General features: G+C 75.0%; 27 protein-coding genes. 14 read left to right on the forward strand and 13 right to left on the reverse strand.

The window, feature by feature from the left end:
* The coding region (locus KIK08_RS23445; RefSeq protein ID WP_214405395.1) for a GTPase at positions 1 to 834 on the reverse strand (834 nt) is incomplete at its 3' end.
* Positions 831 to 2,522: a P-loop NTPase family protein gene (locus KIK08_RS23450; protein ID WP_214405396.1), complete on the reverse strand. Its 1,692-nt coding sequence runs from the start codon at positions 2,520 to 2,522 to the stop codon at positions 831 to 833. The genes KIK08_RS23445 and KIK08_RS23450, both read right to left, overlap by 4 nt.
* Before the next feature lie 378 nt (positions 2,523 to 2,900).
* Here KIK08_RS23450 and KIK08_RS23455 point away from each other — a divergent pair, with 378 nt between their 5' ends.
* From KIK08_RS23455 to KIK08_RS23485, 7 genes are all read left to right on the forward strand, one after another.
* Positions 2,901 to 3,263 carry a helix-turn-helix domain-containing protein gene (locus tag KIK08_RS23455; protein WP_408004712.1) on the forward strand — a complete coding sequence of 121 codons (363 nt, stop codon included), beginning with the start codon at positions 2,901 to 2,903 and terminating at the stop codon, positions 3,261 to 3,263.
* Between the two features lie 417 nt (positions 3,264 to 3,680).
* Positions 3,681 to 4,325, forward strand: a complete 645-nt coding sequence (locus KIK08_RS23460; RefSeq protein ID WP_308257825.1) for a LysE family translocator — start codon at positions 3,681 to 3,683, stop codon at positions 4,323 to 4,325.
* Between the two features lie 692 nt (positions 4,326 to 5,017).
* A complete protein-coding gene (locus KIK08_RS23465) occupies positions 5,018 to 6,808 on the forward strand; it encodes an HlyD family efflux transporter periplasmic adaptor subunit (protein WP_214405397.1) in 1,791 nt (596 codons plus the stop codon).
* A complete protein-coding gene (locus KIK08_RS23470) occupies positions 6,805 to 7,542 on the forward strand; it encodes an ABC transporter ATP-binding protein (protein WP_214405398.1) in 738 nt (245 codons plus the stop codon). Before KIK08_RS23465 ends, KIK08_RS23470 begins: the two co-directional genes overlap by 4 nt.
* Positions 7,539 to 8,810, forward strand: a complete 1,272-nt coding sequence (locus KIK08_RS23475; RefSeq protein WP_214405399.1) for an ABC transporter permease — start codon at positions 7,539 to 7,541, stop codon at positions 8,808 to 8,810. The genes KIK08_RS23470 and KIK08_RS23475 overlap by 4 nt, the downstream gene beginning before the upstream one ends.
* A 14-nt stretch (positions 8,811 to 8,824) precedes the next feature.
* Complete coding sequence (locus tag KIK08_RS23480) at positions 8,825 to 9,094, forward strand: hypothetical protein (RefSeq protein ID WP_214405400.1); 270 nt, start codon at positions 8,825 to 8,827, stop codon at positions 9,092 to 9,094.
* Between the two features lie 66 nt (positions 9,095 to 9,160).
* Positions 9,161 to 9,955 (forward strand): SAM-dependent methyltransferase, encoded by a 795-nt coding sequence (locus KIK08_RS23485; RefSeq protein ID WP_214405401.1) that lies wholly within the window; start codon positions 9,161 to 9,163, stop codon positions 9,953 to 9,955.
* Positions 9,956 to 10,166: 211 nt separating this feature from the next.
* Here the strand turns inward: KIK08_RS23485 and KIK08_RS23490 are convergent, their stop codons facing one another.
* On the reverse strand, positions 10,167 to 10,364 hold the full coding sequence (locus tag KIK08_RS23490) for a DUF397 domain-containing protein (protein WP_214405402.1): 198 nt from the start codon (positions 10,362 to 10,364) through the stop codon (positions 10,167 to 10,169).
* On the reverse strand, positions 10,361 to 11,197 hold the full coding sequence (locus KIK08_RS23495) for a helix-turn-helix domain-containing protein (protein ID WP_214405403.1): 837 nt from the start codon (positions 11,195 to 11,197) through the stop codon (positions 10,361 to 10,363). The genes KIK08_RS23490 and KIK08_RS23495 overlap by 4 nt, the downstream gene beginning before the upstream one ends.
* A 105-nt stretch (positions 11,198 to 11,302) precedes the next feature.
* Here KIK08_RS23495 and KIK08_RS23500 point away from each other — a divergent pair, with 105 nt between their 5' ends.
* The 5 genes from KIK08_RS23500 (at position 11,303) to KIK08_RS23520 (ending at position 14,141) form a co-directional block, all read left to right on the forward strand.
* Positions 11,303 to 11,530 carry a hypothetical protein gene (locus tag KIK08_RS23500; protein WP_214405404.1) on the forward strand — a complete coding sequence of 76 codons (228 nt, stop codon included), beginning with the start codon at positions 11,303 to 11,305 and terminating at the stop codon, positions 11,528 to 11,530.
* Positions 11,527 to 11,685 (forward strand): hypothetical protein, encoded by a 159-nt coding sequence (locus tag KIK08_RS23505; protein WP_214405405.1) that lies wholly within the window; start codon positions 11,527 to 11,529, stop codon positions 11,683 to 11,685. The genes KIK08_RS23500 and KIK08_RS23505 overlap by 4 nt, the downstream gene beginning before the upstream one ends.
* A 116-nt stretch (positions 11,686 to 11,801) precedes the next feature.
* Positions 11,802 to 12,614, forward strand: coding sequence for a methyltransferase domain-containing protein (locus tag KIK08_RS23510; protein WP_214405406.1), 813 nt, complete (start codon positions 11,802 to 11,804; stop codon positions 12,612 to 12,614).
* Positions 12,615 to 12,704: 90 nt separating this feature from the next.
* Positions 12,705 to 13,853 carry an aminotransferase class V-fold PLP-dependent enzyme gene (locus tag KIK08_RS23515; protein ID WP_214405407.1) on the forward strand — a complete coding sequence of 383 codons (1,149 nt, stop codon included), beginning with the start codon at positions 12,705 to 12,707 and terminating at the stop codon, positions 13,851 to 13,853.
* 90 nt (positions 13,854 to 13,943) lie between these two features.
* Positions 13,944 to 14,141 (forward strand): hypothetical protein, encoded by a 198-nt coding sequence (locus KIK08_RS23520; protein WP_214405408.1) that lies wholly within the window; start codon positions 13,944 to 13,946, stop codon positions 14,139 to 14,141.
* Positions 14,142 to 14,205: 64 nt separating this feature from the next.
* On the opposite strand, the gene KIK08_RS23525 is transcribed toward KIK08_RS23520, so the two are convergent.
* Positions 14,206 to 15,105, reverse strand: coding sequence for an LLM class flavin-dependent oxidoreductase (locus KIK08_RS23525; protein ID WP_214405409.1), 900 nt, complete (start codon positions 15,103 to 15,105; stop codon positions 14,206 to 14,208).
* Positions 15,106 to 15,415: 310 nt separating this feature from the next.
* On the opposite strand from KIK08_RS23525, the gene KIK08_RS23530 reads away from it, so the two are divergent.
* The gene (locus KIK08_RS23530) at positions 15,416 to 16,465 is read left to right on the forward strand and encodes a homocysteine S-methyltransferase family protein (RefSeq protein WP_214405410.1); all 1,050 of its coding nucleotides are present in this window, start codon (positions 15,416 to 15,418) and stop codon (positions 16,463 to 16,465) included.
* Positions 16,466 to 16,530: 65 nt separating this feature from the next.
* Here the strand turns inward: KIK08_RS23530 and KIK08_RS23535 are convergent, their stop codons facing one another.
* From KIK08_RS23535 to KIK08_RS23570, 8 genes are all read right to left on the reverse strand, one after another.
* Complete coding sequence (locus tag KIK08_RS23535) at positions 16,531 to 17,247, reverse strand: hypothetical protein (RefSeq protein ID WP_214405411.1); 717 nt, start codon at positions 17,245 to 17,247, stop codon at positions 16,531 to 16,533.
* Positions 17,244 to 18,629 (reverse strand): tyrosinase family protein, encoded by a 1,386-nt coding sequence (locus KIK08_RS23540; RefSeq protein WP_308257826.1) that lies wholly within the window; start codon positions 18,627 to 18,629, stop codon positions 17,244 to 17,246. Before KIK08_RS23540 ends, KIK08_RS23535 begins: the two co-directional genes overlap by 4 nt.
* A gap of 102 nt (positions 18,630 to 18,731) precedes the next feature.
* Positions 18,732 to 18,989, reverse strand: coding sequence for a hypothetical protein (locus tag KIK08_RS23545; protein ID WP_214405412.1), 258 nt, complete (start codon positions 18,987 to 18,989; stop codon positions 18,732 to 18,734).
* 16 nt (positions 18,990 to 19,005) lie between these two features.
* Positions 19,006 to 20,673 carry a gluzincin family metallopeptidase gene (locus KIK08_RS23550; protein WP_214405413.1) on the reverse strand — a complete coding sequence of 556 codons (1,668 nt, stop codon included), beginning with the start codon at positions 20,671 to 20,673 and terminating at the stop codon, positions 19,006 to 19,008.
* Positions 20,674 to 20,762: 89 nt separating this feature from the next.
* Positions 20,763 to 21,974: an alpha/beta hydrolase family protein gene (locus KIK08_RS23555; protein WP_308257827.1), complete on the reverse strand. Its 1,212-nt coding sequence runs from the start codon at positions 21,972 to 21,974 to the stop codon at positions 20,763 to 20,765.
* Between the two features lie 160 nt (positions 21,975 to 22,134).
* Complete coding sequence (locus KIK08_RS23560) at positions 22,135 to 23,019, reverse strand: alpha/beta hydrolase (protein ID WP_214405414.1); 885 nt, start codon at positions 23,017 to 23,019, stop codon at positions 22,135 to 22,137.
* Between the two features lie 104 nt (positions 23,020 to 23,123).
* Positions 23,124 to 24,158, reverse strand: a complete 1,035-nt coding sequence (locus KIK08_RS23565) for a methyltransferase (protein WP_214405415.1) — start codon at positions 24,156 to 24,158, stop codon at positions 23,124 to 23,126.
* A gap of 47 nt (positions 24,159 to 24,205) precedes the next feature.
* Entirely contained in the window at positions 24,206 to 24,646 is a 441-nt protein-coding gene (locus tag KIK08_RS23570) for a pyridoxamine 5'-phosphate oxidase family protein (protein WP_214405416.1), read from the reverse strand.
* A 240-nt stretch (positions 24,647 to 24,886) separates the two neighbouring features.
* Here KIK08_RS23570 and KIK08_RS23575 point away from each other — a divergent pair, with 240 nt between their 5' ends.
* Positions 24,887 to 25,708 carry a DUF4397 domain-containing protein gene (locus KIK08_RS23575; protein WP_214405417.1) on the forward strand — a complete coding sequence of 274 codons (822 nt, stop codon included), beginning with the start codon at positions 24,887 to 24,889 and terminating at the stop codon, positions 25,706 to 25,708.
* Positions 25,709 to 25,772: the final 64 nt, after the last annotated feature.

A 25,772-nucleotide genomic window follows, 5' to 3' on the forward strand; every position in this document is an offset into this window, starting at 1 on the left:
GACGACGTCGGCGAGGTCGGCGGCGACGTCGTCCAGGTCGGCGGAGACCCGGCGCAGCGCGGCCCGGTGCGCGGCGACCGCGCCGGTGAGCACCGCCCGGAGTTCGTCGCGGCCGCCGGGGGCGACGGCGGACGCGGCGAGCACCGGCACGTCGGGGAGCCCGTCGTCGGCGAGCAGGCGCCGCACGTCGGCGAGGGCCGCCGGCGCGTGCTCGGGCGGCAGCCGGTCGACCTGGTTGAGCACCACCACCATCACCTCGCCGTGGCGGGCGAGCGGGCGGAGGTAGCGGTCGTGCACGGCCGCGTCGGCGTACTTCTGCGGGTCGAGCACCCAGACCAGCACGTCGACCAGCGCGACGAGCCGGTCGACCTCCAGCCGGTGGGCCACCTCGGTGGAGTCGTGGTCGGGCAGGTCGAGCAGCACCAGCCCGTCGAGGTTCGTCGCGCGCGGAGCCGTCCCGTCGGCCGGCTCGACGTGGTGGCGGCGCGGGATCTCCAGCCAGTCGAGCAGCGGACCGGCGCCCTCCCCGCCCCAGACCGCGGCGTGCGCGACCCCGGTGGTCGGGCGGCGCACGCCGACGGTCGAGACGTCCGCGCCGGCCAGCGCGTTGAACAGGGACGACTTGCCGCTGCCGGTGGCGCCGGCCAGCGCGACGACGGTGTGCGCGCCGGACAGCCGCAGCCGCTCCCCCGCGCGCCGGGCCAACGCGCGCGCCGGCGCCAGCCGGGCCTCGTCGAGGTGGCCCGCGCCCGCGTCCAGCACCTGGTCGAGCGCGCGGAGCCGGGCCGCCACGTCGTCGTCGGCGCCGGTGCGTCCGCGATCGCGCAGCTTCATCGGGCCCGCTCCACGGCGGCGGCCGCCCGGTCCAGCGCGGCCGCGTCGTCCGGGCGGGTCGCGTGCCGCTCCAGCAGGGCGACGAACCGGGCCTCCTCGCGGCCGAGCAGCGCCTCGGTCCGGTCGAGCAGGTCCGCCCGGGCCCGGTCGGCCAGCGCCCGCACGGCCTGGTCGCCGAACAGCGCCTCCAGCACCTTCTGCGACAGCACCGTGGTGCCGCCGGCCACCGCGACCTCGATCGGCGGCGCGATCACCGACGTGGTGGCGAACACCAGGATCATCACCAGCAGCCCGGTGGCGTTGACGCTGTACGCGGCGACGCGGGCCGTCGTGCGGCGCTCGCCGCCCTCGCGCCGGACCAGGTCGAGCACCGCGGCCTGCCAGTCGCGCACCGTGCGCTCGGCGTCGGCCCGGAATCCCGGGGACACCCGGTCGAGCCGGTCGTCGGCGGTCTTGAGCAGGGTCGCGCCGGCGGCGCTCGACCGCCAACTCGTCGCGGCGCGCTCGGCGGCCTGCTCGGCGGCGCTGTCCACCAGCAGCGCCACCCCCGATTCCAGCGCCTCGGTCAGGTCGGTGCCCGGGCGGGGCCGGCCCATCAGCGCGGCGGTGAACCGGTCGCGCCAGCGGCCCACCTTGTCCTGCAGCGTGCGCAGCAGCTCCCCGGTGCCGACGAACTCCTGCCAGCGGGCGAGCACCTCGCCGCGCAGCAGGACGCCGTCGCGCATCCCGGCGTCGACATCGGCCAGCGCCGAGGCGTAGGCCGCCCGGACCTCGGTCCGCAGCCGGGCCGCCGCGTCGACCTGCGCCTTCGCCTGGGCGGAGAGGGCGGCGGCGCGCGGGCGGAGGCTGTCGAGCGCGCCGTCGAGGGTCCGCCGGACGACGGCGGCCCGCTGCGCGGCGTCCTTCGCGAGCCCGTCGAACCAGTCGCGGATCGGCCCGACCACCGGTTCGGGCAGCAGCCCGTCGTGCAGGACGGTCTCCGGCACGACGAACAGCGGCGCGTCCCCGAGGCCGTGCGCGGCCAGCATCTCCGCGAGGTGCGCGGCGATGTCGCGCTCGGCCCCGGGCGGGACGCGGTCGAGCAGCACGGCCAGCGCGGTCCCGCGCGACGCGGCCGTCTCCAGCACGTCCCACGGGACGGCGTCGGCGTAGCGGGCCGCGGTGGTGACGAACAGCCACAGGTCGGCCGCCGCGAGGAGCTGCCCGGCCAGCCGGCGGTTCGCGGCGACGACCGAGTCGATGTCGGGGGCGTCGAGGAACGCCAGCCCGGGCTCCAGCGCGTCGGACGGGACCAGCTGCAGCGTCTCGTGGTCGGTCCCCGCGCCGGTGGTGCGGGTGAGGTCGGGCAGCACCCGGGTGTCGGCGAACCAGCCCAGGTCGTCGGGGTGGCAGACCAGCACCGGTGAGCGGGTGGTCGGCCGCAGCACTCCCGCGGCCGTGACGGCCGCCCCGACCAGGCTGTTGACCACCGTGGACTTGCCGGCCCCGGTCGAGCCGCCGACGACGGTCAGCAGCGGGGCGTCCAGGCGGCGCAGCCGGGGCAGCACGTAGTCGTCGAGCTGGTGCACGAGCTCGCTGCGGGCGTCGCGGGCCTGCTCGGCCCCGGGGATCTCCAGGGCGAACGGGGACGCGCTGGCCGCCTCCCGCAGCGCGACCAGCGCCTGCGCGAGCGGGACGTCGGACGGCATGCCCTCACCTCGTCGATCGGGGGTTCTCCCGGCGTATGCCCGATCGGCAGTTGGTCCAACCGCGTCCGGACCACCGGTCACCCCGTTCCACCGCCGCCACGGGTGGCGGCGACCCCGATCCTTCTGGATCCGGCGCTTGACAGGGTCTGCAGTCGCGGCTTTAAACTGGCTGCAGCAGGCACGACGACGAACGCCACAGGGACGGCGACGGGTCGAGAGACGCGGAGGGTGCTCATCAGGACGTCCCCCGAATTTCTGGATCATCCATAGGTTCTCCGTCGACGCGGGGACCCGGCCGGACGGCTGGGTCCCCGCCTTCGCGTTCGACCCTCGATCGTGCGACCGACGACGGAGGAAGGAACCGCAGCGCCAGTGGGTGTGAGCCGGCTCGACGACCAGGACTACCCCGCCTTCACCATGGGCCAAGCCGCCCAGATCCTCGACGTCCAGCAGGCGTTCCTGCGCAGCCTCGACGCCACCGGGGTCCTCAGCCCCCAGCGCTCCGGCGGCGGGCACCGCCGCTACTCGCGTCGCCAGCTCGTCCTGGCCGCCCGGATGCGCGAGCTGCTCGACCAGGGCCTGTCGCTCGACGCCGCCACCCGGATCATCGGGCTGCAGGACGAACTCGACGTCGCCCGCAGCCGCATCGAGGAGCTCGAAGCCGACCGGGACCGCGCCGCCGGCCACACGACCGGCTCACCGTCCGACCCCGATGTAGAACATATGTTCGAAACCGGCTAGGGTCAGCACCGCGCCCCGGGCCGGAGAGGGGAAGCTCCGGCCCGGGCGCACCGTCCCGTGTCGCGGTCGAGTGGCGACCTCGCAGCCCTGGATGTGTTCGCGCAGCGCGCCGGCGCGCTGCGACCACCCACCTCGGGCTGCGCAACGCACCCAGGTTTGCGAGGGCGCGTGCCGGACGCACCGGGTGGCGGCTCGCAGCACGGAGTGCGTCGCGCAACGCGAGCTGTGTGATCGCAGCCGGCCGGCGCGCTGCGAGCACACCCCGGACGCTGCGCGGACGCCACCGGCTCTGCGAGCTCACGGCGCTGGTCCGCGGTCACGTCGCGGTAGCGGTACGGCAGACGTGCAGCAGGGGTGCGGTAGGGGTGGGCGGAATCGGGTGGCCTCACCGCCCGGGTCGTGCCTAGGTTCGGATCCGTGATCGATCCGGTTGCCCTGGTGGCGTTCGTGGCGACGGTGGCACTGCTGGTGCTCACCCCCGGCCCGGACATGCTGTTCATCGTCGCGGTGGGAGCCAGGGGCGGGGCGCGCGCCGGGCTCGCGGGAGCGGTCGGCGTCGCGGCGGGGCTGGCGGTGCACGCGCTGGCCACGGCGTTCGGGATGGCCGCGGTGTTCCAGGCCGTGCCCGTGGCCTACGACGTCGTGCGGATCATGGGCGCGGCGTACCTGCTGTACCTGGGCATCACGACGCTGCGCCGCAAGCCGGACCCGACCGGGCCGGACGGCGCGGACCCCCTCCCGCCGCAGCCCGGCTGGAGCACCGGGAAGGCCTTCTCCCGCGGGCTGCTGACGAACCTGCTCAACCCCAAGGTCGTGCTGTTCAACGCCGCCTTCATGCCCCAGTTCGTCGACCCCTCCCGCGGCTCCACCACCACCCAGCTGCTCGTGCTCGGCGCCTGCTTCGTCCTGGTCGACCTGCTCATCGACGGGCCGATCGGCCTGTTCGCCGGGCGCCTGGGAACCTGGCTGGCCCGCCACCACCGCGCCCGGCGCCGCCTCGACGTCACCACCGGCTCGATCTTCATCGGCCTGTCGGCGCGCCTCGCGCTCGAACGGCGCTGACGAACGGCGCTGACGCTCGCGGGCCGGGGAATGAACTCCGGGGCACCGCGGTTGTAGGGACTGTCCGAGCCGGGCGATCCGAGTCCCCGGGTCTCACCTCCTGCCACCCACGGGTGCGCCACGCGCCGAGAGGCGACCGGCGTCCGGCCCGGACACCAGCTTCTGCCGCTCCCTCGAGCCCGCCGCGTCCGGCGTTCCCGCCGCCGTCGACGCGGCTGCCCGGGCGACGCCGCCCCCGCGGCGTCGCCCCTCCAGCACCGGCGTTCGCGCCGCGATTAGCAGTTCCGGTCGGGTCGACAACCGCGCGACATCGTCGCGCGCGGCCACTTCGCGGACAGATCGTCGAGCCGATCGATGCGAATTCGCAACCGATAGCCCGTCGCTCCCCCGACCTCTTCCGGATACCGCTCATCGGTGTTATCCGTACTGCTCCGGTCGGCCTAGTCGCCGCTGAGCGGCCCAGATCGGTCGCACTACCAGCGACCCCCGGTCGTTGCCACGAATTCTCTCAGCGATCTCTCAATATCGACTTGCGTCGACCCGACTGCCGGGCTCCGCTTTCGCAAAGCTATCGTCGCATTCGGTGAATGCGGGCCACGGCACCGCATTCCCGGCGGGAGTTCCCCGGGAATGGGTCCTGGACGAGAGGACGGCATGCCGATCTGCGCCTGGTCGACGACGGGTGTCGCCGCATGAGCACGGTGTTCGTCCCCCGCACGTCCAGCAGCCGGGCACGGCCCTCCTGGGCGGCGCGGCTGCGGGCCAGGTACCGGGGCATGCGCCCGCGCACCCGCTGGCTCAACCTCGCCCTGCTGGTCGCCCTGGCCGCGGCGGTCTGGCTCGCCGTGCAGGCCGTGGGCGGACCGCAGGCCCCGCCGCCGGAGGTGCGCACGGTCGCGGTGGCGCGCGGGTCGGTCACGGCGACCGTCACCGGCAGCGGCAACGCCGAGTCCGCGCTGAGCACGCCGGTGAACTTCGCGACCTCGGGCACCGTCACCGCGATCGACGTGCAGCCGGGCGACACCGTCGAGATCGGCCAGGTGCTGGCCAGGATCGACGACGGCAGCGCCCGGGCCGCCCTGCGCACCGCGCAGGCCCAGTACGACAACGCGGCCGCCGCACTCGCCCAGGCCGAGGCCGGGCCCACCGAGGTGCGCAGGCAGCAGGACGAGCTGGCGATCACCCAGGCCCAGCAGGCGCTGGACAACGCCAGGGTCTCCGTCGGGGCGGCCGAGGCGCAACTGGGCCTCGACGACGAGTCGACGCGGACGGCGATCGAGAACGCCGAGTCGACGCTCGACAACGACCGGGAGTCGACCGGGCAGGCCGTCGCCGACGCGAAGGCGAAGCTGTCCACGGACACGACCGCCCAGAACGCCCTGGTGAGCGCCGCGGAGGCGGACGAGCGGTCGGCGTGCTCCGGTTCGGCGGACGACGACGGCACCTCGACCGGAACCAGCTGCACCTCCGCCAAGCAGGCGACCACGAACGCGAAGAACACCCGCACGTCGACGCTGCAGGCCGGCCGGCAGGCCGTCACGACCGCGGAGCAGACCCGGGAGTCGACCCTCGACGCCTCCGAGCAGGCGGTCACCACCGCGGAGCAGACCCGCGAGACGACCCTGCTCGCCGACGAGAACGCGATCACCACCGCGAAGCAGTCGGTGACCACCGCCGAGGGCAACCTGACCAGCGCGCAGCTCACCGCCCAGGCGAACCTGAACCCGCAGACCCCCGAGCAGATCGCCCAGGCCCGGGCCAACGTGGACAGCGCGCAGGTCAGCGTGGACACCGCGCAGGCCGACCTCGCGGGCACCGTGCTGGTCGCGCCGCAGGACGGCGTCGTGCTGGCGGTCAGCGGCAAGGTGGGCCTGTCCAGCAGCTCCTCCGGGTCGGGAGCCGGCGCCGCGTCGGCGGCCGGTTCCGGCGGCGGCGCGACCGGCGGCGGGAGCGGCGGTTCCGGCACCGCGGCCTCCACCGCCTCCGCGGCGGCGAGCTCGGCGGGCGAGGGCTTCGTCGTCATCGCCAACCTCAGCGCGCTCGCGGTGACCGCGAACATCCCGGAAGCGGACGCGGCCACGATCCAGCTCGGCCAGTCGGCCACCGTCTCCTTCCCCGGCACCGGGACCACCGCCACCGGGCGGGTCACCCGCGTCCACCCGCAGAGCACCGTGCTCAACAACGTCGTGCTCTACCCGGTCACCGTCTCGCTGGACACCGCGCCGCCCGCGGTCGGGGTCGGGTCGACCGCGGAGCTGGCGATCACCACCGGCACCGCGCGGGGCGTGCTGAAGGTGCCCACGCAGGCGGTCACCACCACGGGCAGCCGGCACACCGTCACGGTCCTGCGCGACGGCGTCGAGACCGTCGTCCCGGTGCGGATCGGGGTCTCCGGCACCACCGACACCGAGATCACCAGCGGGGTGGCCGAGGGCGACCAGCTGGTGCTGCCCGGGGTCAGCACGACCGCGGGCCCCGGATGAGGCGCCCGGTCATCGAGCTCCGGTCGGTGTCGAAGACCTACGGCCGCGGCGACGTCGTCGTGCGCGCGGTCGATCGGGTCGACCTGGTCGTCGAGCGCGGCGACTACGTCGCGGTGATGGGCGCGTCGGGCTCCGGGAAGTCGACCCTGATGAACATCCTCGGCTGCCTCGACGTCCCGACCAGCGGCCGGTACGCGCTCGACGGGGTCGACACCCGCCGCCTCGACGAGCGCCGCCAGTCGATGATCCGCAACCGGAAGATCGGCTTCGTCTTCCAGTCGTTCAACCTCATCCCCCGCACGTCCGCGGTGAGCAACGTCGAGCTGCCGCTGGCCTACGCCGGGGTCCGCGGCGGCGAACGGCGGCGCCGCGCGGTGCGCGCGCTGGAACGGGTCGGGCTGGCCGAGCGCGTGCACCACAAGCCCTCGGAGCTGTCCGGCGGCCAGCAGCAGCGGGTGGCGATCGCCCGCGCGATCGCCACCGACCCGGTCCTGCTGCTGGCCGACGAACCGACCGGGGCGCTGGACAGCCACAGCACCACCGACGTGCTGGCGCTGTTCGACGAGCTGAACGCCGCCGGCCGGACCATCGTGGTGATCACCCACGAGGACGAGGTGGCCGGGCACGCCAAGCGCGTGCTGCGGATGCTGGACGGGCGGATCGTGTCCGACCAGCGGGCGGCACCCGTCGTCGGTCCGCCGCCACGACACGCCGCCCGGGTGGCGCAGCCGTGAACCTGGTGCAGATCCTGCAGTTCGCCGTGCGCGGGGTGGCGGCGAACAAGCTGCGCTCGGCCCTGACGATGTCCGGCATCATCATCGGCGTCGCCAGCGTCATCATCCTGGTCGCCGTGGGCACCGGCGCCAGCGCGGCGGCCACCGAGTCGCTGAGCTCGCTGGGCAGCAACACGCTGACCATCACCCCCGGCGCCGACGACGGGGCGATCCAGTTCGGGCCACCCGCCGAGTCCGCGGAGACCGACCCGGAGACCGACAGCGGCACCGACGTCCGGGCCGCGCAGCTGACGCTGCAGGACGCCGAGGCGCTGCTCGACCCCGAACTCGCCCCCGACGTGGCCTCGGTCGCGCCGGTGGTCACGGCGAACGGGGTCACCGCGACCTACCGCGGCGAGTCGCACCAGGTCGCCAGCATGGTCGGATCCACCCCGAGCTACCTCGTCATCTCCGACGACACCGTGCAGGCCGGCGCCGCGCTCACCGAGACCGACCACACCGCGCGCACCCGGGCCGCACTGGTGGGCGTCACCGTGGCCCGCAACCTCGTCGGCGGCGACGGCTCGGCGCTGGTCGGCGAGGTCGTGCAGCTGAGCGGGGTGTCCTACCAGGTCGTCGGGGTCCTGACCGAGAAGGGGTCCGACGGGCCGGGCGGCGACCAGGACGACCGGGTGGTCGCCCCGTTGACCGCGGTGCAGGACACCCTCACCGGCTACGGGCCGCTGAGCAGCATCTCGGTCAAGGTCAGCGCGCCCGAGGCGGTCGACGCGGCCACCGCCCAGGTCACCGCCATCCTCGGCACCCGCCACCGCATCGGCACCGGCACCCCCGACTTCACGATCTTCAGCGCGACCCAGATCCTGGAGGCGGTCGGCGAGATCACCGGACTGCTCACCGTCATGCTCGGCGCGATCGCCGGGATCTCCCTGGTCGTCGGCGGCATCGGGGTCATGAACATCATGCTGGTCACCGTCACCGAACGGACCCGCGAGATCGGCATCCGCAAGGCCGTCGGCGCCCAGCGCTCCGACGTGGTCGGGCAGTTCCTGCTGGAAGCGGTGATCCTGTCCATCTCCGGCGGCCTGATCGGCATCGCCATCGGCGTCGCCGTGGGCTCGCTGGAGGTGGCCGGCTTCCAGCTGATCGTCGCGCCGGCCTCGGTCGTGCTCGCCTTCGTCGTCTCGGTGGCGATCGGCCTGTTCTTCGGCATCTACCCGGCCAACAAGGCGGCGAAGCTGCGCCCCATCGACGCCCTCCGCCACGAGTGACCCAGGAGCGCCCCGTGTCCCACCCGCCCGGCCCCTTCGAGGACCAGCCCACCGAGCACCTCTTCGTCGGGGCGCCCGCCGCCGGGACCACGACCGACGACCCCGACGACGACCTGCTCGAACCCGACTGGGACCAGCCCCGCCGGTTCAGTCGGCTCACCGTCGCCCTGGCCATCGGCATCCTCGTCGTGCTCGCGTTCGCCGGAGGGGCGTTCGTCGCGGGCGCGGCCAGCGGCCCGGCCGGCGCCGCCTGCTACCCGCCCGCCACCACGACCGGCGGGTGATCGATCGTTCGGGCCGGCGAATTGCCCCTCGGCATCACGCCGGAACCGAGCGCTACGCTCCGCGATGTGCCCGAACTCGACACGTCGGTCCCGCACGAGGCTCGCGTCTACGACTACCTTCTCGGCGGCAAGAGCAACTACGGCGTCGACCGGGAGGCCGGGGACGCGATACTCCAGGTGACCCCGCAGATGCCGGTGTGGGCCAAGCAGAACCGGCAGTTCCTGAAACGGGCCGTGCGATTCGTCGCAGGCGAGGGCATCGACCAGTTCCTCGACATCGGAACCGGCCTGCCCACCGTCGAGAACACGCACGAGGTCGCGCTGGCCGCGAACCCCGCCGCCCGCGTGGTGTACACCGACTACGACCCGATGGTCCTCGCCCACGCCCGGGTCCTGCTCGACGCCGCCGACAGCACCGCGTACCTCCAGCACGACCTGCGCCAACCCGACGAGCTGATCGCGGACGCCCGTGAGCTGCTGGACTTCGACCGGCCGATCGCGGTGATGCTGGTGGCGGTCCTGCACCACCTCCGCGACGAGGAGTCGCCGGAGGTCCACGTGCGTCGGATCCTCGACGCCGTGCCCGCCGGGTCCTACCTCGTGCTCAGCCACGCGACGTACGACTTCCTCACCCCGAGCTACGCCGCCGAGTTGCACGAGGTGCTCTCCCACTCACCGATGACGTTCCGCGCGCGCAGCCGTGACGAGGTGCAGGACGCGTTCCTCACCGGCGGCCTCGACGTCGTCCCCCCGGGCCTGGTCGCGACGACGGAGTGGCGGATGGACAACGGCGACATCGGCACCACACCCGACACCAGCCAGGCGGGGCACTGGGCGGCGGTGGCCCGGAAGACGGGCTGAGCTCACCGATGGTCCCGGCGGGCGTCCCCTCCCCCGCGCTCTGCCCGAGTGCTCGCATCGCGGCGACGTGCACCCCAGCAGATCGTTCGCTGAGCCGGCCGGGTCACGTCGCCTGCCGGTTCGAGGAGCGGCGCGTGCCCCTCCGCCAGCAGTGGCACGCGTGTTCCTCGACCAGCTACCGGCGGCAGTCCATCTACCGGCCTGAACGCCGCTACTCGAACTCGCCAGTCCTGATGGCGTGGACGAAAGCCCGCCACGCCGGGGCCGGGCAGTGCAACGGCGGCCGGGTGCGGTCCTTGGTGTCGCGCACGAGCGCGCCACCGTCCCGCAGATCCATGACCTCCACGCAGGCACCGCCGTTGCCGTTGGTGAAGCTGCTGGTCCTCCAGACACCCACCTTGGCGCTCATGACATCTCTCCCCTGACTTGCTCGATCAGGCGTGCGCTACCCGTGGCGTCGAGCGCCGCCACGGCGACGCGGTCGAAGACGTTGTTGTAGGCCGTCACCTGCGCTGGCCGGTCGACGTAGTCGGCGGACCAGAGATCCTCCAGGTAGACCACCTGGGCGTCGTCCGGTTCAGCCAGGCGCAGGATGATGAAACTGGAACCCATCGCCGCGTGCGCGCCTACAGCGTACGGAAGAATCTGGATCGAGACGGTGGGCAACGCGCCCAACTCCAGCAAGCGTTCCAGCTGCTCACCCATGGCGCCGGCGCCTCCGACCCGTCGCCTGATGACGCCCTCGTTCATCACGACCCACAGTTGCGGCGCATCCGGACCCTGTAAACGGCCCTGGCGTTCGCCCCGGGTGGCGACGAGGCGTTCGACCTCGGTCGGGCTCCTGGTCGGGTCGGCCGCCCTGGTCACGGCGCGGGTGTAGGCCTCGGTTTGAAGCAGCCCGGGCACCGCCTCGGCCTCGTAGTCCTTGATCTCGGCGGCGACGGCTTCCAGGCCGACGTAGGTCCTGGCCCAGTCCGGCACCCGGATCGATGACCGCCGCCGAGCCTCCCGGGCGAGGCCCATGATGCGTTCGCGCTGCTCCTCGTCGATGCCGTACAGATCGAGAAGTGCCCGCACCTCAGCGGCCTGCAAGGTCAGCTTGCCGGTCTCCATCCTGCTGATCTTGGAGACGTCGCACTCCAACTCCTGGGCGGCAGCCTCGCGCGGCACGTGCGCCTGCTCCCGCAGCTGTCGCAGCTCCCTGCCCAGCTGCAGCCGACGGACGGTGGGACTCACTGCCATGTCAGCAGTCTGACGTGACCCTGCTCCAACGTGTCGCCGAGGGGACACTCGACAACTCGCATATGCGAACTCTAGTGTGCATAAGTGATTGTTCGCGGTTCACATATGCAGCCGACGGACCGGTTCGCGTTGATAGCCGTGACCTCGCAGGGTGGCGTCGTGCACCTCGTCTCCGACGCCGTGATCGCCACCTGCGACGCCGGCCGGTACGTCGCCGCATGCGGCGCGACCTTCATCCCGGCCGCGATGACCGAGCCCGACGGCACCGACGACTGCCCGCTGTGCCGCGCCCGGCAACCGCAGCTCCCGCAAGCACGGGGACAGCGCCGATGACAGACACGACCACGTGCCGGCACTGCTCCCGACTGATCGAGCGGCAGCCTGGCGAGTTCTGGAAGCACCGCGCGACCGGGCAGGAACGCTGCGCGCCCGGGACGCGCAACGCGCAGGTGGCCGCGCCCGACGGCGGCTGGCGCCGGCCGAGCTGATCAGCAGAGTCGAACTCCAGCCGAGCTCACCCTGGCCGCGGTCAGCGTCGTCGTCCCGCTGGTCGCGCTCGTCGCACCGCGTTGCGCCCCGCGCGAGCGCCTCCCACGATGACCCCATGCGCGCCCACCGCGACACCTACACCCACGGCCACGCCGAGAGCGTCCTGCGCTCGCACACGGTGCGCACGGTCGCGAACTCCGCCGCCTACCTCGTCGAGCACCTGCGCCCCGGCGCCGCGGTGCTCGACGTCGGCTGCGGGCCGGGCACCATCACCGTCGACATCGCCCGGCTGGTGGCGCCGGGGCCGGTGCTGGGGATCGAGCCGGTGCCCGGGCCGCTGGAGCAGGCCAGGGGCCGGGCGGCGGGTGTGGACAACGCCACCTTCGCCCTCGGCGACGTCTACGCCCTCGACCACGCCGAAGGCTCCTTCGACGTCGTGCACGCCCACCAGGTCCTGCAGCACCTCACCGATCCGGTCGCCGCGCTGCGCGAGATGCTGCGCGTCTGCCGGCCCGGTGGGGTGGTCGCCGCGCGCGACGCCGACTACGCCGCGATGACCTGGTACCCCGCCGATCCGCGGCTCGACCGCTGGCTCGCGGTCTACCGGGCCGTGGCGCACGGCAACGGGGCCGAGCCCGACGCCGGGCGGCGGCTGCTGGCGTGGGCGCGCGCGGCCGGGGCGGCGGAGGTGGTCCCCACGGCGTCGGTCTGGTGCTACGCCACGCCCGAGGACCGGCGGTGGTGGGGCGGGATGTGGGCCGACCGCATCCTGACCTCGGCCATCACCGAGCAGGCCGTGGCCGGCGGGCACTCCGACGAGGCCGAACTGCGGGACATCTCGCTGGCGTGGCGGGAGTGGGCCGCGCACGAGGACGGGTGGTTCCTGGTGCCGCACGGGGAGGTCCGCTGCCGGCCGGCGCCGGCCTGAGCCCGCCGGGCGCGCGAACGGAAGGACATCGACCCGCCGCGCTTTCCGAACGCGAAGGCGCCCGGCGGCCGCCGCTGACATGCTGGCGACGTGGATCACGACGCACCGGGGTCCGGGCGCGCGGCGTTCGACGTCCCGCCCGGGATCGCCTACTTCGACACCGCCAACCTGTCGCCCCACCTGCACCGCGTCCGGGAGGCGGGCGAGGCCGCGCTGCGCAGGCGCGGCCGGCCGTGGACGATCACGGGCGCCGACTGGTTCACCGACGTGGAGCGCCTTCGCGGCCTGTTCGGCGCGCTGATCGGCACGGACGCCGAGGCGATCGCGCTGGTCCCGGCCACCAGCTACGGCATGGCGGTCGCCGCCCGCAACCTCGCGCTCGCCCCCGGCGATCGCGTCCTCGTGCTGGCCGAGGAGTACCCCTCCGGCGTCCACACGTGGCGGGTCGCCGCCCGGGCCGCCGGGGCCGAGGTCGTCACGGTCGCGCGGGAGGCCGGGCAATCGTGGGCCGGCGCCGTGCTGGACGCCCTCGACGAGCGCGTCGCGGTGGTCAGCGTGCCGAACGTGCACTGGACCGACGGCGCGCTCGTCGACCTGCCCGCCGTCGCCGCCGGTGCCCGCGCCGCCGGCGCGCGGCTCGTCGTCGACGGCAGCCAGTCGATCGGGGCCATGCCGTTCGACGTCGGCGAGTTGCGCCCGGACTTCGCGATGAGCGTCGGGTACAAGTGGCTGCTGGGCCCGTTCGGGCTCGGCTACCTCTACGTCGCCGAGCAGCACCGCGACGGGCAGCCGATCGAGCAGAACTGGATCAACCGGGCCGGCTCGCAGGACATCGCCCGGCTCCTCGACTACCCCGACGAGTACCAACCGGGCGCCCGCCGGTTCGACGTCGGGCAGCGCACCGGGTTCGAACTGGTGCCGATGGCCGTGGCGGCGCTGGAGCAGGTCGCGGCGTGGGGCGTCGAGCGGATCGCCGCGGAGCTCGCCCGCGTGACGGCGACGATCGGGGCCCGCGCCGCCGCGCTCGGGTTCGACCCCGCTCCGGCCGACGGGCGCGGGCCGCACATGCTCGGGCTCGCGGTGCCCGACTCCCGCCGCGACGGGGTGCTCCCCGCGCTGGCCGCGGCCGGCTGCTTCGCGTCGGTGCGGGGGCGGTCGTTGCGGGTGGCCCCGCACCTGCACGTGACGGGCGACGACGTCGAGCAACTCGTCGCCGCATTGGGCACTCTCGGTGATTGACTGATAACGATGAGTGCCGCTCGGTCGAGCTACTCCGGGAAGGGCTCGTCGTTGACGGGCGGGGCGGCACGACCAGCGGGAGCGGGGACGGTGGACCAGACGACGTTGACGACGTCCGTCAGCAGGGGCGCGGCGGGGCGGGGCGCGGCCGGGCGCCAGTACCGGCGGGCGACGCGGCAGTGCCACCAGCTCACCCTGGTCGACCTGTTCCGGTACTGGCAGGCGGCGCGCGACGGTCGCCGCGCCGTCGACCTGAGCCGGCGGAGGTCGCCGGGGCAGCGGCACTGATTCGCCGGACGAGAGCGACTCCCGTCCCGCCAGACGAACCCGCTCCCGCCGCCGATGTGGCTGATCACCGCGGATCCTCCTCGCCGCGCCGCGGGCCCGAGCCCGCGCCGGTGCGCTCGCCCGCGGCGGTGCCGCCGCGCACGGTCCGGGCGACGCTGCGCAGCGTGCGCAGGTGGGCGGCGAACCCGGCGGTGGCCGGCTGGGTCTGCACCAGCAGCTCGGTGGCGGCCGGCAGGGCTCGGTCGGCCGTCCAGCGCTGCAGCAGGGGCGCGACCGACTCGCCCTCGGCGAGGATGCGGCACATCGCGACGCGCGCGCCGGGCGAGCTCAGCCGGTAGCGGGCCAGGTCCTCGGCGACGCCCGGCAGGTGGGCCGGGCGGCCGGTCAGCACGCCGATGCCCCGCTCGGCCGCCGCGTCGATCCCGGCCGCGGACGCGGTCGCCCACCACAGCCGCCCGCGCAGCCCGGCGGCCGCCGGCACCAGCCAGCTGCCCTCCAGCTCGGCGCGGAGCGCGTCGACGACCCGTGCGCAGTCGGCGTGGCGGAGGTCGTGGTCGCGGCCGAACACGGCCGAGGCCGCCGGGTCGGCCCCGGCGCCCACCCCCAGCTCCAGCCGCCCGCCGGACAGCGTGTCGACGACGGCCGCGTCCTCGGCCAGCCGCCGCGGGTCCTCCAGGGCCGCGGCCACGACCGCGGTGCCCAGCCGGATCCGCGACGTCCGCTCGGCGACCGCGGCCAGCAGGACCAGCGGGGAGGGCAGCAGCCCCTGCAACGCGCCGGCGTGGTGCTGGGCGACCCAGAAGGAGCCGAAGCCCAGCTCCTCGGCGGCCACGGCCAGCTCGACGGTCTCCCGGTACGCCTGCGCCGGCCCGCCGCGGCCCGCGACGTGGGTCAGGTACCCGACCGGACGGCCGCGGAAGCGCAGCGCGTCGACGCCGGGCTGCTCGGGTCGCAGGAGGTGCATGCCCCAGGTTGTCGCCCCGACGGCGCGACCGGTCCCACCGGTGCGCCGCCGCGCGGCCACCGGCGCCGGATCAGCGGCCGGCGCCCGGCGCCGACCCGTCCGGACGACCGGCGTCGCCGACCGGTCGCTGCCGGCGACGAGCGGCGCGGGTCCGCGTGGCAGCGCCCTGACCTGCGCTGTCTCGCGATCACCCGGCGGGCGACCGCTCGCCGTTTTCGGACGCGGACCGGGCCGGCCGGTCCTTACACTCCCGTCGCCGTCGAAGTGCCCACCCCCGAGAGTCCCTCCACGAGTACGGAGTACCGCGCCCATGAACGACCGCACGCCGCTGACCGCCCGCCTCGACGCGGGCCCGGTGATCTGCGCCGAAGGATTCCTGTTCGAGTTGGAACGGCGGGGCTACCTGACCGCCGGCGAGTTCGTCCCCGAGGTCGCGCTGGAGTACCCCGACGCGCTCCGCGCGCTGCACGTGGACTTCCAGCGCGCGGGCTCGGACGTCGTCGAGGCGTTCACCTACAACGGCCACCGCGAGAAGATGCGGGTGATCGGCAAGGAGGACCTGCTCGAACCGCTGAACCGGGCCGCGCTGCAGATCGCCCGCGGGGTCGCCGACGCCGTCCCGGGCAACCTGATGGCCGGCAACATCTCCAACAGCAACATCTGGGACCCCGCCGACCCGCGGCGCCAGGACGAGGTCCGCGCCATGTTCGCCGAGATGGTGGGCTGGGCCGTCGAGGAGGGCGCCGACATGGTCATCGGCGAGACCTTCTACTACGCGGGCGAGGCGCTCGCGGCCTTGGAGGTCGCCAGGTCCAGCGGGCTGCCCGTCGTGCTCACCATCGCCCCGATGGCGCAGAACGAGATGGCCGACGGCGTCGGCATCGTGGAGACCTGCCAGCGGCTGGAGCAGGCCGGCGCGGACGTCGTCGGCATGAACTGCTTCCGCGGGTCGGCGACCATGCTGCCGTGGCTGCGCGAGATCCGGGCCGCCGTGTCCTGCCACGTCGGCGCCCTGCCGATCCCCTACCGCACGACCGAGGCCGAGCCCACGTTCTTCAACCTCAGCGACCCCGGGGCGAGCGTGCCCTCCCCGCACGGGCGCACGTTCCCGACCGCGCTGGACCCGCTCTACGCCAACCGCTACGAGATCGACGCCTTCGCCCGCGAGGCCGCCGGGCTCGGGATCAACTACCTGGGCGTGTGCTGCGGCGCGTCGCCGATGCTGATCCGCCAGGTCGCCGAGGCGGTCGGGCGCACCACCGAGGCCAGCCGGTTCTCCGAGAAGATGGCCAACCACTTCATGTACGGCGACAACGAGCGCCTGCCCGAGCACATCGTCGCCCTCGGCGAGAAGGCCTGAACCGGGGCCACGCAGGACGGCGCCGCGGCGGCCCGGTCACGGCCGGGTCGCCGCGGCGGCGGTCCTCACCGGGACCCGACGACCCCCAGGAGCAGCCACGCGGCGACCGCCGCGAGCAGCAGGGCCGGCACCGGGTCCCGCCACGCGCGCGGATGCGCCGCCTCCCACCACGCCGCGGCAGACGCCCCGAGCATCAGCAGCGGGTCGTGGGCGAGCACCATCGCCGTCATCACCGGGCCGCACAGCAGCGCGCACCGCCGCCACGCCACCGCGCCGGCGATCGCCGCCGACGCGAGGCCGCGCGCGCCGCCGGGGGCCACGCCGGGGACCTCGGTGCACTTCCACAGCAGCCGTGCGCGCCGGGCGGAGCGCCCGGCGACCAGCGCGACCAGCACCCAGCCGAGCGCCCAGACCCCGCCGGCCGCGGGTACCGCCAGCACGTGCGCGGCGACGGCGACGGCGAGGCCCGCGGCGACCCACAGCAGGGTGAACACGCCCAGGCACGTCGCCACCAGCCGGACGCGCCACGCCCGGAACGCCCTACCCGTCACCACGGCGAGCGCGGGCGCGGCCAGCGGCCACATCATCGCGACCACCATCAGCAGCCAGGTGAGCAGCCACCCCGCCCGCCACGGCTCGACGGCCCCGCCGTGCCCGGCCCCGACGGTCCACAGCGGGAGGGCGACCCACGCGACCGCGGAGCCGGCCAGCACGAACCGCGTGCCGGGCGGGACGGAGGTGCGGGCCGGGCGGACCAGGCGGGCGGTCCGGGCGAGGGTCATGCCGTGGGCACGTAGAGCGTCACCTGGCGCACCCGGATCGCCTTGTCGACGTCGTCGGAGTCGGCGCGCCCCTGCTCGGGCACGACCCGGATCGACAGGGTGCCGCCCGACCACCCCTCGTCCAGCAGGTCGGGCAGGATCGGCGTCGCGTCGACGAGGTAGTCGCGCTCCTCCTCGTCCGCGGTCCCGGCGAGCCCGAAGGTCGAGATCCGACCGGCCCGGTGCGCCCCGGCGTCCGGGGCCGATCGCACCTCGACCACGTAGACCCCGTGCGGGTCGGTGGCTCGCACCCCGCTCAGCTCGATGACCAGCCCGGACGGGGTGGTGGTGCCCGCCGTGAGCGCCGCGGCGGTCGCGGACGCCCCCGCCGCGACCGGGATGTCGCGGTCCTGCCCGGAGGTGACGTTGAAGGTCGCCGCGATCGGCTCCCACTCCGGTTCGGTCTCGTCCACCGGCGCCACCCCCACCGCTGCGCCCGCGGCGGCGCGGGCCTCCTGGACCGCGTCGGCGAGGTCCGCCGGCAGTTCGGTCACCTGGTACTCGTAGCCGAACCCGGTCGGGTCCTCGACCTGGTCCATCGTGTACGTCGCGGGCGAGGCCGGGTCGCCGAACACGAAGACCGCCGACCGCCACTGCGCGACGAGCAGCGCGGACGCGGCGCCGGGTGCGGTCGGCGGGACCGACCCGGGCAGGCCGCTCCAGACCTCCCACAGCCGGTCGATGTTGGAGTGGTGCAGCCAGAAGATCGGGTCACGGCCCGCCGTCGCGGGCGATCCCATGAGCCCGCCGATGTCGTTGTGCACGAAGTTGTGCGGGAGGTTCTCGACGTGACCGGTCCGGCGGTCCGGGTCGGCACCGCCGAAACCGGGCAGGAAGGACCGGACGAAGCGCGGGTCGGCCAGGGCGTCGACGATGCCCACGTCCCCGATCGGGATGGGCCCGGCGTCGCGGTTGGGCGCGAACAGCGGGTTGGGCACGACGTTGGCGGCGACGGTGCGGGTCCGGACGCTGAACTCGACGGGCACCGTGCGGTCGGCCCGGGTGCCGGGCACCGTGTAGTCCCAGTACGGCAGCGCCCAGTCCGGGTCGCCGGTGAGGTCGCGGATGGTCTCCTCGAACCACGCGAGGTAGGCGCGGTGCCACGGCAGGAAGAACACCGACTGGTGGGTGCACTGGTTCCAGGTCGGCCGGGGCGGGGTGCCGGGCGGGATCCCGTGGGTGTTGGCCGCCCACAGCCACGACCGCGGGTCGCTCGCCGGCAGGGCCTTCATCAGCTCGACGCCGCGGGCGTAGGTGTCGAGGACCGGGTGCCACTGCTGGGTCGCGGCCTTCGCCGCGTCCCCCAGGGTCAGACCGGCGATGTCCTGGCGTGTTCGGATCACCTGCAGCCTCCTCGTCCCGGCGGACCGGATCGGCTCCAGGTTCCCGGGTCGGGGCCGCGGCGCGTATACGCAGAACTGCGTACCCGGTACCGGGCTCGGCGGTCAGCTGTAGCCCAGCCGCTCCACGTGGCCGTCCGGGTGCCGCACGTGGGTCACGCCGGGTGGCAGCGCCGACAGGTCGGTGCTCTCGTCGACGTCCGCCAGCGCCCCGCGCTCTTCGAGGCGGCGGAGGTACCGCTCGCGCTCGTCCGCCGCGGTGCGCGCGCCGGCGCCCCGCAGCGAGGCCGTGGCCTCCTCCAGGGCCGCCACCGCGTCCTCCAGCGCGCCGGCGGGCGGGTCCGGGCGGGCGGCGTCGGGCATGCCCCAGTATGGCCGGTCACACCCACGGCACGCACTGGAACCGGACCCGCCGCAGCTCCAGCCGCCCGTCGTCGGACTCCTCCAGCCGGTGGGTGTACCGCTCGCGCCCGCTGCGGGTGACCGGGCCGCGGGCCATGCTCGCGACGGGTCCGGGGTCGATGCGGCCGAGCTGGATCAGGGTGGCGAGGTACTGCCGGGCGCTCTCGACGGCGTCGGTCGTCGGCCCCGCGGGCCCCACGGTGCGCGGGGCGACGTGGAAGCGCTCCGGCTCGGCGGCGACGTGGCAGGTCACCGGCCGGTCGAGGAACTCGGCGTCGACGGACCGGGTGGGCAGGCCGGGGACCGCCGCCCCGTCCGCGCGGTAGCCGTCGGAGGGGGCGGCCCCGTACCCGAGCACCCGCGCGGCGCCCTCGTCGGGCGCAGCCGCCGCGGCCGCCTCGACCGGTTGCAGGGTCGGCACCTCGGCCGTGTCCAGGTCGCGGGCCGCGGCCAGGGCGAGGATGCCCCGCCGGACGAACGCGCCGCGCAGCGCCGGCTGGTACCGGCCGTCCCCGCGGGCCGCGGCCGCCTGGACCAGGGCCGCGGCCACCTGGCTGTAGTAGGTCGGCGTGATCGGGGCCGTCAGCACCCCGTCGACCAGCAGCTGCGCCATGTCCCGGGCCACCGCGTCGAGGGTCTGCTCGGCGGGCCCGCCGGCCACCGCGACCATGGCGGCCAGCGCGTCGAGGAAGGCCCCGGTGAACACCCGGGCGAACGAGTGGGGCTGCTGCGACAGCTCCCCCATCGGCGCGTCCGCCGGCAGTCCTTCCGGTGGTGCGTAGGCGAACCGGTTGGCCGCGTTGCGCAGGCAGTCGCCGTCGACCGTGTCCGGGTGGGACCGGCGGATGCCCCAGCCGAGCTGCTCGCCCATGCGCGACAGGCGGGAGTTGGACCGCAGCGAGCCCCCGGTCTCGGTGAGGACCCGCCGGCGGTACGAGGGCAGGCGCAGCGCCACGAGCATGGCCGTCATGTCGCCGAACGCCTCGTGGAAGGCGTCGGCCTCAGCGCTCGTCGCCTCGAACAGCTCCGGGCGCAGCGCGTCGAGCAGGGCGTGGCCGATCTCGTGGCGGACGATGTCCGGGCTCTCCGCGGTGGCGATGCGCGTGCCGGCGACGTCGTGGTGGAAGAACCGCAGGCCGAAGCGGCGCGTGTAGGTCGCGTTCAGGTCGTCGCCGGCCGCCAGGTCGACCCGCAGCGGCGATCGCACGGTCGACCAGCGGGTGCCCCGCGGCATGAGGTCGACGAAGTGCCCGACGGCGCCGGCGATCGACTCCTGCGCGGTCCAGTACCGGAACTCCGCCGTCCCCGGCTCGTGCCGCCCGACCTCCGGTCGCACGCCGGTGATCTGCCAGGCCAGGGCGGCGTTCGTCGACGGCGTCGTCACCGCCTGCTCGATCGGCGCCGGGGCGGTCGGGGTGGGGGTCGGCACCCCCTCGCTGAACGGGTCGTCCTCCCAGGTGCTGATGACCGCCGCCGGTTCCGGGGCAGGCGGCGCCTCGACCCGGCCGTTCGACCCCATCTCGGCGCGGATGCCGGTGAGCACCCGGGTGGCCTCGGTCAGCGCGCGGGTGGCCGCGTCGAGGGCGTCGATGACGCGGCCCAGGTCGGCCTGGTGCGACGGGGACACGACGGTCGGACCGGACATCTGTTCTCCCCGGGTGCAGCGCGATGGTCCGCTCCGGTGTATCGAGCACGGCCGGGGACGGCCATACGCACTTCTGCGTACGCCGGCGCTCACCGCCCGAACAGGTCGCCCTCCAGGTAGAGCTCCCAGTCCGCCGCGGTCAGGCCGTGGCCGCCGGAACGCAGGTGGTAGCTCATCGCCGGGCCGCGGAACCCCCGGTCCGCGCGCGGTGGCCACTCGGCCGACGGCAGACCGGTGTCGCCCAGCCCGTAGAGCTCGTACACCGGCGCGGCGGCGAGGTAGGCCAGGAACTCGCCCTCCGGGTCGGCGTTCGCGTCACCGGTGGCGCTGGCGATGACCACCCGCCGGGGCGCGATGAGCGCCAGCAGTTCGTGCTGGTCGACCGGCAGCGCGCCCTCCCGGCCGTCGAAGGCCCGGTACGCGCGCGCGAACCAGTGCGGGAACGCGGCGTTGATCCGCGCGACGGTCTCCGCGCCGACCCCGCCGTCGCCGCGGCGGGCGAGCTTGGCGCCGGTCGACCCGGAGTTGTTCGCGACGACCGCCGCGAAGCGGGTGTCCTGCGCGCCGGCCCACAGCGCGGCCTTGCCGCTGCGCGAGTGGCCGATGACCGCGACCCGGGTGGGGTCGAGGTCGGGGTCGGTCTGCAGGTAGTCCATCACCCGGCTGGCCCCCCATGCCCAGGCGCCGACGGCCCGGCCGGCGTCGTCGGGCAGCGGGCGGTCCGCCGGGTGGAACAGGTCGATCATCCCGCCGCGGTAGGCGCCACCGTCGGGAGCGACGTCGTCGAGGTCGAAGGTCGCGAACGCGTAGCCGGCCGCGAGGATCGCCGGGACCGGCGCGTAGCCCGACGACCGGGCGGGGTCGTCCCCCACCGCGCCCCGGTGGTCGATCATCAGGAACGTGCCCCGCGGCTCGTCCCCGGTCCGCGGGACGAACAGCGTCGCGTCGATGGTGCCGGTCCCGTGCGGGCCCTCGACGGTGATCCCGACGAGCTTGCGGGTGGCCTCGGGCAGCGTGGTCGAGGTGACGTCGAACGACCGGGCGGGCGCGTCGGGCAGGCCGTGGCCGTAGACGTTGCGCCGGAAGTCGTCCAGCAGTTCCGGACGGCGCTGCTCCTCCCAGACCGCGGTCGTGGTGACCGGGGTGCCGTCCCGCAGCCGCAGGGGGTCCGGGTAGTCCTCGCCGTCGATCCGCACCGTCCCCGCTGCCGGGTCGGCGACCTGCGACACGGGCACGACCACCGTGGGTTGCCGCGTGGGCCCGACGGCGGCGCACATCACCAGTGCCGCGGACGCGGCCACGACGACCCTCGTGACTCCGCGCGGTCGGCAGCCGCGGCGGACCGGAGGACGGGTGGTGCGCACCGGACAAAACTCGGGCAGCGGCCTCGGCGCCGCAACCGAGGTCGACCCACGCGCACCCATCGGGTGACGGCGGACGATCCCGTCGCGGCACCGCCGCTCACAGCCCGGCCAGGAAGCCCTCCGTGGCCGCCACGATCTGCCGTTGCGCGTCGGCCCGGCTCGCGGCGGGCTCCCCGTCGCCGGGTTGCGGCCCGTAGTCGCCGAAGTACGCGTGCACCGCGCCGGGCACCACGACGAACGCGGTGCCGGGCGGGAGCTGCGCGCGGGCCTCGTCGGCCCTGGCCCCGTTGATCACGGTGTCCCGGTCGCCGGTGACGGACGCCGCGGCGAGCGGTGCGCCGGAGAGGTCGCGGTTCGGGTAGGAGGCCCAGAAGAAGACGCCCCGCACGCGCTGATCGCCGGACGCGGCCTGGGTGGCGGCGGCGACGCCCCCGAGCGAGTGCCCGCCCACCGCCCACCGGGCGATCTCGGGATGCGCGTCCAGTGCCGCGTCCGCGGTGGTCAGCAGGGCCACGCCGAACGGCGGCTTGATGACGACGACGAGGTACCCCCGCTCGGCCAGCGGGCGCAGCAGGGCCAGGTAGGCCCGTGGGTCGACCAGGGCGCCCGGGAAGAACGCGACCCCGACCTCCCCCGACCCGCCACGCGGCCGCAGCTCCCACGTCGTCGCGCCGTCGACGACCTCGACGGTCGACGAGGACGCGGTGGCCTCGACCGCCACCGCCTCGGCGGCGAACGGGCGCAGCCATCCCGCGTAGCCGAGGATCGCGACCAGCACCACCGCGCCGACGACCCGCCGCACGGTCGCCCACCTGCCGGCGGATCGGGAGCGCCGGGCGCGGACCAGCAGGACCGCACCCACCACGACCAGCACCGCGAGCAGCACCGGGTACGCCGGGTGCCCGGCGACCGTGGTGGACCAGCGGCTCAGCGCCACCCACGCCGGCACCAGCAGGCAGGCCGCGCCGAGCGCGAGGCGCACGGCGGTCCCCCACCCCGTCCGGACCGTCGAACCGCTCACCGCGCGCCGCCCACGCCGCCATTCTGCCGCGTGGCCCCGCGGCATGATCGGTTGCCGGCGGGGCGTCACGACCCGGCGGCGACCCCCGCCTCGACGATGTGCAGCCCGGTCGGCAGCTCGGTGACGGCGTCGACCCGCAGCCCGGCCGCGCGCAGCAGGCGGTCGAAGTCGGCCAGGGTGCGCTCCTGGGCGGCGTGGGCGACCATCATCGTCAGGTCGCTGCGGGCGAACGAGCGGTGGCTCTCGACCGGCTCCATCCGCTCGGGCATCAACCGCTCGACGACCAGCAGCCGCGACCCCGGCGCCATCGCCGCGCGGCAGGTGGCCAGGATGCGCCCGGAGTCCGCGTCGTCCCAGTCGTGCAGCACGTTCTTGAGCACGTAGGCGTCGGCGCCCGCGGGGACCCGCTCGAAGAAGCTGCCGGCGACCACCTCGCAGCGGTCGCCGACGCCGGCCTTGTCCAGGTGCGCCCGGGCGTCCGCGAGGGCGTGCGGCAGGTCGAACAGCACGCCGGTGGCCGCCGGGGCGGCCGCGAGCACGGCGCCGATCAGCTCGCCGTACCCGCCGCCGACGTCGACGACGCGGGCGAAGCGGGAGAAGTCGTAGCCGGTGACGATGCTCCGGCTGCTCAGCCGGGTCATGTCGGCCATGGCCGCGTTGAACACGGCCGCGCGCTCGGGATCGTCGCCCAGCCCCTCGAAGTGCGCCGCGCCGGTCACGACCTCCCGGCCGCCGCGGCCGGTGGTCACGCTGTGCAGCAGTTGGGCCCACTCGTCCCACAGGTAGCGGCCCCAGTAGATGGTCCAGGACCGCACCGAACCCTCGGCGCCGCTGCCCAGCAGCCGGCCGGTGGGGGTCACGGCGAACCGGTCGCCGTCCAGCTCGGTGCAGACCCCGATCGTGACCAGCGCCCGCAGCAGCCTGCGCAGCGACGGCTCGTGCGCCCCGGTCGCGGTGGCCAGGTCCGCGGCCGTCCGCGGGCCGTCGGCCAGCAGGTCGGCCAGGTCGAGCTCGGCGGCGACGCGGGCCGCCTGGGCCATCCAGCTGCCGGTGACGATCCCGAGCAGCTCCTGGGCCCGGGCCAGTTCGTCCTGGTGCACCGCGTTCTCCCGCCTGTCGCGCGATCGTGGGTCGGGTGGCGCTCGCGCTACGCGCGGGCCATGGAGACCTGGGTGCCGCCCACGGTGCCGCCGGTGACGGAGTCGAGGTCGACCAGCACCGCGACGCCGGCCCGCTCGGGGTCGTGGTCGCGCTCGACCGCCGGGCTCGCGCGGAACACCGCGTCCCGGACGTCCTCGTCGTCGACGACCCGGGCCCGCCCGGCGAAGACGTAGGTCGTGCGGGTGTCCGCGTCGCGGTAGAGCAGCGCCAGCGCCGGGTTGGACGCGATGGCCCCGGCGAGGCCGGTCCCGGCCCGGCGCACCCAGAGCGCGAGCTGGTCGGGGGCGTGCACGTGGGTCGAGCCGCGCAGCGAGAGGTGGGGGCGGCCGTCCTGGTCGACGTAGGTGACCGCGAGCGGCCTGCGCTCGGCGAGGGCGCTGTTGACGCGCCGCACGATCTCGTCGGTGAGAGCGATGCCCGGGGCCATCGGCGGATCCTTCCGTCGGTCGCGGTCGCGCGGCCGACGCGTGCCCCACCAGGTCGGGACGCCGTCGTCGCCACGTGGACCGCACCAGCCAAACACGCCGGACGCGTTTCGTCCACAACATTGTTGACGATCTGGTTCACATCGACTGTGCTCCGGGCCACCCGAATCGGGTGCATCCGGATCGGGGGCGCGTCGGTAGGGCGGGGTGAAGGTTCTCCCCACCCACGTTCCGGAGGAACGATGCGTCGCCTCACCACCGCGCTCGGCGGCGGGCTCGCCGCCTGCGCCCTCGTCCTGGCCACCGCTCCGCTCGCATCGGCCCAGGAGACCGGGCAGGTCCGGGTGGTCCACGGCATCCCGGACACCCCCGTCGACGTCTACGTCGACGGGGAGCGCGCCCTGGACGACTTCCAGCCGGGCACCGACCAGGGCCCGGTCGACCTGCCGGCCGGCGACCGCGAGGTCGCCATCTTCCCGGCCGACGCCGCCGACGGGTCCGGCACGCCGCTGCTGTCGGCGACCGCCGACGTGCCCGGCGGCGGCGCGGTCACGCTGGTCGCGCACCTGAGCGAGGACGGCGAGCCCACCGTCACCCCGTTCGTCGACGACCTGTCCGCGGTGCCCGCCGGGCAGGCCCGGCTGGTCGTCCGGCGCACCGCGGCCGCGCCCGCGGTGGACGTGCTGGCCGGCGGGCAGGCCGTGGTCAGCGGCCTGGCCAACCCGGACCAGGAGGCCATGGAGGTGCCGGCCGGCACCGTGTCGGCCGCGGTCGCGGCAGCCGGCACCACCGAGCCGGTGATCGGCCCGGCCGACGTCGACCTGGCCGAGGGCACCGCCACCTTCGTGCACGCCATCGGCTCGCTGGAGGCGGGCGACCTCGACCTGGTCGTGGTCGTCGTGGACGGGCTGCACAGCTCCCCCTCCGGCGTCCCGTCGGGTGCGCCGTCCGGGGCGCCCTCGGCGCCGGAGGTCCCGGCGCTGCTGGTCGGTGGGGGTCTGGTCGCGCTGGCCGGCGGCGCGGCGGTGGCGCTGCGCGCCCGGCGCGCCGGCGCGGACCGCTGAACCGCACGGCCGCGGGGCTGGTCGGCCCGCTGCTGCTCACCGCGCTGGTGGGCTGCGGCGGGCC

Source organism: Pseudonocardia lacus, from assembly GCF_018531445.1.
GTDB classification, from domain to species: domain Bacteria; phylum Actinomycetota; class Actinomycetes; order Mycobacteriales; family Pseudonocardiaceae; genus Pseudonocardia; species Pseudonocardia lacus.